This is a genomic window from Aquimonas sp. (assembly GCF_044377145.1).
Taxonomy (GTDB): Bacteria; Pseudomonadota; Gammaproteobacteria; order Xanthomonadales; family Xanthomonadaceae; genus Aquimonas.
This window is the reverse complement of the sequence record NZ_JBILJQ010000112.1, coordinates 1-9,806: the sequence shown is the minus strand read 5'-3', so window position 1 is coordinate 9,806 and position 9,806 is coordinate 1. Positions and strand designations below refer to the sequence as shown.

General features: G+C 65.0%; 8 protein-coding genes and 1 pseudogene. 3 read left to right on the top strand and 6 right to left on the bottom strand.

Annotation, left to right across the window (positions count from 1 at the left end; genetic code table 11):
• Positions 1–108, top strand: a pseudogene (locus ACIQ7H_RS20770) (IS5/IS1182 family transposase); the annotation flags it as partial.
• A 112-nt stretch (positions 109–220) separates the two neighbouring features.
• Here the strand turns inward: ACIQ7H_RS20770 and ACIQ7H_RS20765 are convergent.
• The 5 genes from ACIQ7H_RS20765 to ACIQ7H_RS20745 all read right to left on the bottom strand — a co-directional run bounded on the left by ACIQ7H_RS20765 (position 221) and on the right by ACIQ7H_RS20745 (position 6,663).
• Positions 221–1,081, bottom strand: coding sequence for a hypothetical protein (locus ACIQ7H_RS20765; protein WP_395795153.1), 861 nt, complete (start codon positions 1,079–1,081; stop codon positions 221–223).
• Positions 1,082–2,394: 1,313 nt separating this feature from the next.
• Positions 2,395–2,778 (bottom strand): DinB family protein, encoded by a 384-nt coding sequence (locus tag ACIQ7H_RS20760; RefSeq protein WP_395795151.1) that lies wholly within the window; start codon positions 2,776–2,778, stop codon positions 2,395–2,397.
• Positions 2,747–2,881 (bottom strand): hypothetical protein, encoded by a 135-nt coding sequence (locus tag ACIQ7H_RS20755; protein WP_395795149.1) that lies wholly within the window; start codon positions 2,879–2,881, stop codon positions 2,747–2,749. Before ACIQ7H_RS20755 ends, ACIQ7H_RS20760 begins: the two co-directional genes overlap by 32 nt.
• 128 nt (positions 2,882–3,009) lie before the next feature.
• Positions 3,010–5,295, bottom strand: coding sequence for an NADP-dependent malic enzyme (locus ACIQ7H_RS20750; protein WP_395795147.1), 2,286 nt, complete (start codon positions 5,293–5,295; stop codon positions 3,010–3,012).
• Positions 5,296–5,409: 114 nt separating this feature from the next.
• Positions 5,410–6,663: a flavohemoglobin expression-modulating QEGLA motif protein gene (locus tag ACIQ7H_RS20745; protein WP_395795145.1), complete on the bottom strand. Its 1,254-nt coding sequence runs from the start codon at positions 6,661–6,663 to the stop codon at positions 5,410–5,412.
• 108 nt (positions 6,664–6,771) lie between these two features.
• On the opposite strand from ACIQ7H_RS20745, the gene ACIQ7H_RS20740 reads away from it, so the two are divergent.
• The gene (locus ACIQ7H_RS20740) at positions 6,772–7,185 is read left to right on the top strand and encodes a hypothetical protein (protein WP_395795143.1); all 414 of its coding nucleotides are present in this window, start codon (positions 6,772–6,774) and stop codon (positions 7,183–7,185) included.
• Position 7,186: 1 nt separating this feature from the next.
• Positions 7,187–8,881, top strand: a complete 1,695-nt coding sequence (locus tag ACIQ7H_RS20735) for a SulP family inorganic anion transporter (RefSeq protein WP_395795141.1) — start codon at positions 7,187–7,189, stop codon at positions 8,879–8,881.
• A 243-nt stretch (positions 8,882–9,124) separates the two neighbouring features.
• On the opposite strand, the gene ACIQ7H_RS20730 is transcribed toward ACIQ7H_RS20735, so the two are convergent.
• Entirely contained in the window at positions 9,125–9,463 is a 339-nt protein-coding gene (locus tag ACIQ7H_RS20730) for a P-II family nitrogen regulator (RefSeq protein WP_395795139.1), read from the bottom strand.
• Positions 9,464–9,806: the final 343 nt, after the last annotated feature.

The following is a 9,806-nucleotide window of genomic DNA, read 5'->3' as shown; positions in this document are numbered from 1 at the left end:
ACCAAGGTGCGCTATCGCGGCCTGGCGAAGAACACGGCGCAACTGCAGACGCTGTTTGCGCTGGTGAACTTGAGTCTGGCGCGCCGCCGCGTGGCGGCGGCCGCATGAGTGCGTCCGCGGAACGGGGGAAAACCCCGATCCGCGGCGAAAAGCGGTTCGAACGATCCACGAAAGGGCAGCGAGCGAGTCGATGGGTCACAACAGAGGCTCGATTTAGGGTTCACGCTTCGAAAAAAGCGACTCGCGGGACACCCAGGGATCCAGTGATCGCGTTGTTCAGAGCTTCCTTAGGGGTCGTGCCGTCGTCAAGGTCCTTTGCCTTCTGGACCGCCATCCAATTGAAATTGTAAGAATTTCCATTTGGAAGGGTCACTCTGAAGCCCTCACCCGGTCCGTTCAGGATCGCGGGCAAACAACTAACGACCCACGCAGACTTGGTAACACCATAGTAGGATCGACCATCCGAAGGCCTGGGGCTGCCCGGAATCATTGAGAGCATGCGCTCTTCACCGGCCTCAGGAATATTAATGATGTTGCCGCCCCAGTAATTGTGGGCGGAGATCCATGTCGTGTGGTGATACGGCCAGGGTCCGGTTTTTCGAGGCGGCGCGAAATTCCCTACTGAACACCTGCGGCCCGGATTGCCTAGAGCGACGCCTTCAGAAGTGACCCAACCATCCACAGCATGAAAATTGCCCCGAATATGCGGCGCATCGACCATCCAGTTATAGCCGAAGTTTGAAGCGTGGAAATAATTTGAATCTCCAAACCAACGATCTTCCCCTATTCTTGATCGGCGACCGAGTGTGATTGGGATCTGACCATTCGTAGGAATCTGAACGTCGGTGTTCGAGAACTCCACTGATCCAGTGGCGAGCGAGACGCGCTCACCGAACAACCCCTCACTGAGCGCACCAAGATTTTCCGCCGTTTTGAGGGCGCTGCCATAGAATTGGTGACCATTGGGCACGCCACTGGTGTTTCGAGTTTCGTCAGGCTTGGTGTTGTCCTGGGCCTGAGCAAAGACTGCTGCGTGCCATCCAATCGAAATTACAACAGCAAGAGCTATTGAGCGAGTCATACTTGGTTCCGTGGAGTTCAGATGGGCCGTCAAGGACGCAACGGCTGCGGGTAGGACAACTTGATGTTCAAGGGAGCGTAGGGAAATGAGCGCAACGGTTGCCTATGAGCTTCGCGCCCAGAGACAAGAGTTCCCAAAACGCCGCTGACCGGACATTCGTTAGATTCTCTTTTTGGATCGGTCGTCGCCGGAAAGAGACACAGCATGGGGTTGATCTGCAAGAATCTGTGCTGCCAACGCGATGTGCATTTCGGCTCCAGAAGCTTGACGCAAGCGAGTTACCGGCCGGTGTCAGCATGGTGATACCCAGGCCCCTGCGCTGATCGATCAGCTTGAAGTGCTCCTCGCTCGGGAGTCCGGCGCTTTGGTCGGTGCACTTCAGCAGCACCGACCGCTGCGGGGCCTCGGGCTTGGGCGGAAGAAAAAGCTCTTCACAGCTGGGCACTGGCTCTGAGGCGTGCCGGACTTGCAAGCCCAGCCCCAGCGTCAATGCCAACAAGGCCATGGACGTATCCGCCGTTGGCGCGCGTCCAGAGGTGTATGACATTCCTATACTCCTATCGGCGAGGGCCGAAATTGGAAGACGAGGTCAGGGAGAGGCACAGTGCGCCGATCACGGGAAAAGCATCTAAAGCGAAGTTGATGGGACAAGAAAACTCACTCGGCTGCCCAGCAAACGATCCACCGAGGGCGGCAGGGCTCATTCTCAGCGCGCGAAGTCTGAGCACGACTTAGATTCGCGTCAAGCACCGTCCTGTTTGTAGCTGGTTCTTCGGTTGAAAACCTTGGGTCTGCGTGTCCGCTCGCCTGACGCTCGACCTGAGAACGTGTAGCGCAAACCCGGCGTGTCCTTTGCGTGAGGTCTTCGCACGATTTCTGTCCTGCTAGGTACACACGCAAAACGGTGCAGGTTTCGCTCACGACCATCGCGCGACAGCCTCCGTCGGCGACGAGGGTGTTGGGCATCGCAGTCCGAGTGGACGCCGGAAGTAGCCACGCTCCGCTTTGATATCCAGTACCGCGCGGTTCACGCGTCGCAGCTGCCGAATGTCGTCGAGGTCGCGGTGACGGCTTGAACCGCTGCAGCGCAACACAGCCTGGAAGCGGGCAACGCCCCGCACGCCTGAATCAGCGGCGCTTGGAACACCGAGGCGGCCAGCCCGAAGCCCAAGGAGGCCAACTTGAATCTGCGACATCCTGGGTCTTTTGTGTCCGGTCGGAACACACAACGGCGCGCCCACTCAGCGCGGCGACGACAACCGGCGAGCGAGGCGGCCGAGGCAGCAGTTCAGGCGCTGGCTATCGGCAACGCTCTACCCGCGCTCACGCAAAAACACCGGCAGATCGGTCGTCGATGGCGAGGCGCCGGCGGCGTACATCATCGCCGCGATGTGGCCGCGGTGGTAGGTCGCGTGGTTGGCGACATGCTGGAAGGTCTGCTCACGAGTGAGACCGCCGCGGCTGCCGCCGATGTACTCGAACTCGATACGCTCGACCTTGCGCGGCGCGGTCAGCCGGGCGGCATGATCCTGATACCAGCGATCGAGCTGCTGCTGCCACTCCCAGAGCTCGGCCAAAGGCGGCGCCGGCTGCGGATGGCGGGTGGTGTAGCCGTGTGCTTCGCCCAGGAGATGCGCCTGCCAGACTCGATCCATCGCGGCCACGTCATGCAGGGTGCTGAGCAGGCTGCCGAACACGATCGGCTGCGGCGCGCAGGGCGGCTTCGTCCATCCGCTGCAGGGCCGCGAACAGGCGCGAATTCGCCCACGCCTTGTAGGCCATCAGGTCGACCAGATCCACGTGGGCTAGCTCCCGATGCTGGCCGCGTTCGCCCGCCTGGGGCAGGCGAGACGCGACTCAAATTGCACGCTGACACTCCTGCGATTCGGCCCCGACGCGTGCGAGCGAGACCGAACCCGGCCGCGCTGTCAGCCCTGCCGCATCGCGCTGCGGATCTGCGCCTCGACCGCGGCGATCGCGCTCATGTTGACCACGCGTCGCACGGTTGCCGATGGCGTCAGCACGTGGGCGCTCTGCGATACGCCCATCAGGATCGGGCCGAGGCCGACGCCGTCGGTCATGCTGCGGACCAGGTTGTAGGCGGTGTTGGCGGTGTCGAGGTTGGGAAACACCAGCACATTGGCGCGGCCCTTCAGGCGCGAATCCGGGAACAGGTTGTTGCGGATTTCTTCCGACAGCGCGGCGTCCACGTGCATCTCGCCTTCGACTTCGAGCTTGGGCGCGCGCACGCGGATGCGCTTCAGCGCGTCGCGCATCTTGATCGCGCTCGGGGTCTCGTGGCTGCCGAAATTGCTGTGGCTGATCAGGGCCACTTTCGGTTCGACGCCGAACATCTTGACCCGGTACGCCGCCTGCAGCGCGCTCTCGGCGATCTGCTCGGCGGTGGGGTCGAGCTGCATGTGGGTGTCGGTGAAGAAGAACACGCCCTTGTCGTTCAGTACCGCCGACAGCGCGGCGACCTTGTCATCGCCCTGGTCGGTACCGAGCACATCGAGCACGTACTTGGCCTTCTTCTGGTAGCGGCCGACCAGGCCGCACAGCAGGGCGTCGGCCTCACCGCGGCGAACCATCAGCGCGGCGATGACCGTGGCTCGCGAGCGCACTACCGCCTTCGCGGTGGCCGGGGTCACACCGCGGCGCTGCATGATTTGGTGGTACAGCTGCCAGTAGTCGTTGAAACGCGGGTCGTCATCAATATTGGTGACGTCGACATCGACGCCGGGGCGGATGCGCAGGCCAAGCCGTTCGATGCGCGCTTCGATCACCGCCGGGCGGCCGATCAGGATCGGCCGGGCGATGCGCTCGTCGACCACGGTCTGCACCGCGCGCAGCACGACTTCTTCCTCGCCTTCCGCATACGCGACGCGCTGCAGGTTGGCGCGGGCGCGTTCGATCACCGGCTTCATCAGCATGCCGGTGCGGAACACGAAAGTGTTCAGGTGCTCGCGGTAGGCCTCCATGTCGACCATCGGCCGCGTCGCCACGCCGGAGTCCATCGCCGCCTGCGCCACCGCTGGCGCCAGCGAGACCAGCAGACGCGGGTCAAACGGGCGCGGAATCAGGTACTCGGGGCCGAAGCTGGGGGTCTCACCGGCATAGGCGGCACCGAGGTCGCTGGCTTCCTTGCGCGCCAGTTCAGCGATCGATTTGACGCAGGCCAGCTTCATCGCTTCGTTGATGGTGGTGGCGCCGACATCCAGCGCGCCGCGGAAGATGTAGGGGAAGCACAGCGCGTTGTTGACCTGGTTCGGGAAGTCCGAGCGGCCGGTGGCGATGATGCAGTCGGGGCGGGTGGCGCGGGCCAGGTCGGGGGCGATTTCCGGGGTGGGATTCGCCAGCGCCAGCACCACCGGCCGCTCGGCCATGGTCAGCAGCATTTCGGGTTTGAGGATATTGCCGGCCGACAGGCCCAGGAACAGGTCGGCGCCGACCAGGGTATCGGCCAGCGTCCGCGCCGCGGTGTCGCGCGCATAGCGCTGCTTGTCCGGGTCGAGATCGGTGCGGCCGGTGTGGATCACACCATCGCGGTCGACCGCCAGGATGTTCTCGGGCTTCAGGCCGAGCGCCACCAGCATGTCGAGACAGGCGATGCCGGCAGCACCCGCGCCGGAGGTGGCGAGTTTGACCTCGCCGATGTTCTTGCCGACCACGTGCAGCGCATTGAGCACCGCTGCGCCGACGATGATCGCGGTGCCGTGCTGGTCATCGTGGAACACCGGGATCTTCATCCGCTGGCGCAGCTTGCGCTCGACGATGAAGCACTCCGGCGCCTTGATGTCTTCGAGGTTGATGCCGCCGAAGGTGGGCTCCAGGCTGGCGATGATGTCGACCAGTTTGTCTGGGTCGTTCTCGCTGATCTCGATATCGAACACATCGATGCCGGCGAACTTCTGGAACAGCACGCCCTTGCCTTCCATCACCGGCTTGGCCGCCAGCGGGCCGATGTTGCCGAGGCCGAGCACCGCGGTGCCATTGGTGATCACCGCCACCAGGTTGGCGCGGGCAGTGACAGTGGACGCTTCCGCCGGGTCGGCCACGATCGCTTCGCAGGCTGCGGCGACGCCGGGCGAATAGGCCAGGGCCAGATCACGCTGGTTCACCAGCGCCTTGGTCGGCGTGACCTTGATCTTGCCGGGCGGGTACTGGCGGTGATAGTCGAGCGCGGCTTGCTTCAGGGCTTCGTTGTCGGACATGGCGGGGGCAGGTCGGCTGTGCAGGGCGGGCCGGCTATGGTAGCGCCTCGGCCTCGCCGTGCTCAGGCGTATGTGGCGCCGAGACGCGCAGCGGGTGCATGCGCCCGCTGCAGCTCACACGCCGAGGGTCAGATCTTCGGCTTCGACGCGGTCGATGCGGATGCGATTGGCGAACAGCGAGAACGCCAGCACGCCGGCCAGACCATTGGCGCGCTGCGCCCACGGTGGCAGGTACAGCGGCTCGGCGATCACCCCGTCCTCGAACAGCGGCTCCAGGGTGAACACGTCATGCAGGGCCATTTTGCCGGCGAACAGCAGGTGCGACAGGCGTGGCCGGCGGTGGCGGATGGTCCAGCGGAAGAACGTATGCACGCTGAGCATGCCGTGCAGGTAGACGGCATCCTTGGTGAAGGCCGAGCCGCCGCCGGTCGGGCAACCGCGAAACACGCGCTGGGCGGAGGAGAAGCTGTCGGTCTCGGTCTGGCCGCCATCGAGGAAATAGCGGAACACCTCGATGAAGTCGGCGCCGTTCAGGGCCATGTCAATCGCCAGAATGCGCAGCGACAGCCGCTTCAGCCGCGGCAGGTCGATCGCACCGGTCATCAGCTCGGCAAAGGTCGCGAGGCCTTCCTGCGTGGCAGTCACCCGCGGCGCGCTGCGGCTGAGGCTTTTCAGATGCGGCTGCTCGCGGCCGTTGAGCGCGGTCAGCGAATGCACGAAAGCCTCGTGTTCCAGCAGCTGGCGCAGATCGTATTCGCTGAAGGTCGCACCGCCGCGCAATCGAATCCGGGTCGGGCCGGCCGCGGCCTTGGCGATCAGCTCGGGGTCGACTTCGACCCGCACGCGGTGGCCGACGAAGAACGCATCGAGCGAGGCCTGCAGCTCGGCCTGCATCGCCTCGGCGCTGTAGACGGCGTCGCCGTCTTCGGGCACCAGATCGCCGCTGATCTCATCAGCGATCTCGATGAAGTGGCGTGCGGCGTCGATGTTGGTCAGCTTCGAACCCGGCAGCGCATCGCCCGGGCGCCCGAACAGCTGGATCGAATGCCAGCTGGCGGATTCGGTGCCGGCCGCCTCGATCAGCCAGGCCGCGTGCAGCCAGCTTTCGGCATTGCGCTGCAGGTACTGGCCCAGCGGATGCTGGGGGTCGGCGGCGTCGCGGATGGTCGCAAGCTCCGCACGCGCGGCGCTGAGATCGGGTCGGGGGTACTCGGGCTGCGGCGGGCGCGCCTGACCGCGGCGGTAATCCTCCAGAAACTGGCGCTGCAGCCGGGCCGGCCAGCTCACCGCCGCCAGCAGGCGGATATCCGCCACCGCCTCGACCAGGCGGGCATCCAATGCGATGTGGCGTACGAGCTCTGGCGACATCGTCGAACGCTAGCACAGGCGGGGCCTGGCGCCTCATTCCATGCTCGCCTTCACGCGCGGGCTGCGGGTGGCGCAGAATCGCCGCTCCCACTGCCTGCGGAAGCCCCCGTGATCCAACGCCTTGGTCTGATCCTGCTGTGCCTGCTGCTCGCCGCCTGCGCCACCTCCGACAAGGGCGATCGACTCAAGCTCGATACGGTGCTGTTCCAGTACGCCGGCGCCATTCGCTACAGCGAAATCGCCAGCGCCTACGAGTTTGTCCACCCCAAGCAGCGTGCCGAAAAACCGATGAGCAGCCTGGAATGGGAACGCTATGCCCAAGTCCAGTTCACCGGCTATCTGGTCAAGATCAAGGAACCCGGTGACGTGGGCGAAGTGCGTCAGCTGGTGGAGGTCCGCCTGATCAACCGCCACACCCAGGCCGAACGCGTGATGCAGGTGCGCGAAGTGTGGAAGTGGGACCCCGAAACCAAGCGCTGGTGGCTGGAGTCCGGGCTGCCCGACATCTCGCCCGGGCGCTGACATGCACAGGCTGCGGCGCTTGCTCCCGGATGCACAGGGATTCACGCCACAGCTGATCAGCAGCCTGCGCCGTGGCTACAGCGGCGCTGATCTGCGCGCCGATCTCACCGCCGGCCTGACCGTCGCGATCGTCGCCCTGCCCCTGGCGATGGCGCTTGCGATTGCCAGCGGCACCACCCCCGAACGCGGCCTGCACACGGCGATCGTCGCCGGCTTTCTGATCTCCGCGCTCGGCGGCTCCAAAGTGCAGATCGGCGGGCCGACCGCAGCCTTCATCCCGGTGGTGTTCAACGTCATCGAGCGCTTCGGCTTCGAGGGCCTGGTGCTGTGCACCCTGCTGGCGGGACTGATCCTGATCGCCGCCGGCCTGCTGCGGGTCGGCGCCCTGCTGCGCTACATGCCGCAGCCGGTCATCACCGGCTTCACCGCCGGCATCGCGGTCAGCATTTTCAGCAGCCAGGTGAAGGACGCGCTCGGGCTGGACATCGAGCATCTGCCGGGCGAATTCGCCGAGCGCTGGCAGGCGTACTACGCTCACCTGCCGACCTGGCAACCCGCCGCCGCAGCGCTGTGCGTTGGCGGGCTGATCGTTCTGGCCGTGCTCAAACGCTACCGCCCGGGCTGGCCGGCCTTCCTGATGGTGGTGATCGGTGGCAGCTTGCTCGCCTTCGCCCTGCCGGTGCCGACCATCGGCAGCGTGTTTGGCGAACTGCCGGCGGCCTTGCCCAGTTTCGCGATTCCGCAGATCCCGTTCGAGCGCACCTTCGAGCTGCTGCCGGCGGCATTGACCATCGCCTTTCTGGCCGGCGTCGAATCCCTGCTGTCGGCGGTGGTCGCCGATGGCATGACCGGTGGCCGCCATCGTTCCAACGCTGAACTGGTGGCGCAGGGCGTGGCCAATGCGGCCTCAGCCCTGATCGCAGGCCTGCCCGCCACCGGCGCGCTGGCGCGCACCGCCACCAATATCCGCGCCGGTGCGCGCTCACCGGTCGCCGGCATGGCGCATGCGCTGTTCCTGCTCGCCTTCATGCTGCTGCTGGCGCCGCTGATGGTGTACGTGCCGCTGGCGGTGCTGGCGGCGATCCTGCTGGTGGTGGCCTGGAACATGAGCGAGATCCACCGTTTCAAGCAGTTGATGCGCGCACCGATCGGCGATCGCGTGGTGCTGCTGGTGACTTTCGGCCTCACCGTCGCCTTTGATCTCACCATCGCGATCGAGGTCGGCGTGGTGATGGCAGCCTTCCTGTTCATGCACCGGATGAGCGAAAGCGTATCGATGCGCTCGGCCAGCGAGAACGATGACGACGACGAGCCGGACATGCGCCAGCGCCTGCCCGACGGCGTCGAGATGTTCCGCTTCAACGGGCCACTGCTCTTCGCTGTTGCAAACCGGCTGGATCAGGTGCTGGACCCGATGCGCGAAGCGCCCAAGGTGTTCATCCTGCGCATGCGTCGCGTGCCGCTGATCGACGCTTCAGGCGTGACCGCATTGGAGGAATTCTTGAACCGCTGCCAGAAGCTGGGCACTGCGGTGATCCTGGCGGGGCTCAGCGGCCAGCCGCGCCAGATCCTGCATCAGATGGATTTCGGCCGGCACCCGAACCTGCTGGGCATGGTCTCCAGCTTCGACGAGGCGCTGGAGATGGCGCGCGCCGCCCTCAGCCTTGAACGGGCAGTGGGACAGATTGGGTCTTGACCCACCGCTTTACGCATAGGGTGGGTCTTGACCCACCGATTCAGGCATAGGGTGGGTCTTGAACCACCGCGGTTCGACACACGATTCAAACCGTACCGACAGGCGCGTCGGCCGCGTCGGCGTCCGGATGGCGAGCCGTCGCGATCAGTTCGAGCGTGAGCCCGGGGGTGTGGGATCGGCGCGGACGGTGGGTCAAGACCCACCCTATGAGATCTCGAAGGTTTCGACTCCCGAATCCCGGCCTTAAAGCGCGTCCGGCCCCACCTCGCCGGTGCGGATCCGGATCACCTGATCCAGCGTATGCACGAAGATCTTGCCGTCGCCGATCTTGCCGGTGTTGGCGGCGTTGCGGATCGCCTCGATGACCTGCTCGACCCGATCCTCGCCGATCGCGACTTCGATCCGCACCTTGGGCAGAAAATCGACCACGTACTCGGCGCCGCGGTACAGCTCGGTGTGGCCCTTCTGACGGCCGAAGCCCTTGACCTCGGTGACGGTGACGCCCGTGACCCCGACCTCGGAAAGCGCCTCGCGCACGTCGTCGAGTTTGAACGGCTTGACGATGGCGGTGACCATTTTCATTGGCGGCTCCGAAGCGTAAGGACGGGGCGGAAGCATAGCCCGTGAGGCGCGGGCGCGGGCTTCGGGTTCGCGGCTGGGGGTGTAGGACTGGGAGTCGATGATTCAAGCACGGTCGTTGAGGGCGTCATGCGGCCCCGACACGGGGCGGCCGGAAGACTCACCTCCAACACACCCGGCAGCGCACCGCTCTCGCCGCTTTCAAGTTGCCGGAGGCCCACAGCCGCCACCCCGCCGGCTCTGAATCCCGAATCCCGAATCCCGAATCCCGAATCCCGAATCCCGAATCCCGAATCCCGAATCCCGAATCCCGAATCCCGAATCCCGAATCCCGAATCCCGAATCC

What these genes read in the sequence shown, in the direction of transcription:
- ACIQ7H_RS20765 (WP_395795153.1), bottom strand. Translation starts at nt 1,081, where the DNA reads ATGACTCGCTCAATAGCTCTTGCTGTTGTAATTTCGATTGGATGGCAC.
- ACIQ7H_RS20750 (WP_395795147.1), bottom strand. Translation starts at nt 5,295, where the DNA reads ATGTCCGACAACGAAGCCCTGAAGCAAGCCGCGCTCGACTATCACCGC.
- ACIQ7H_RS20745 (WP_395795145.1), bottom strand. Translation starts at nt 6,663, where the DNA reads ATGTCGCCAGAGCTCGTACGCCACATCGCATTGGATGCCCGCCTGGTC.
- ACIQ7H_RS20735 (WP_395795141.1), top strand. Translation starts at nt 7,187, where the DNA reads ATGCACAGGCTGCGGCGCTTGCTCCCGGATGCACAGGGATTCACGCCA.
- ACIQ7H_RS20730 (WP_395795139.1), bottom strand. Translation starts at nt 9,463, where the DNA reads ATGAAAATGGTCACCGCCATCGTCAAGCCGTTCAAACTCGACGACGTG.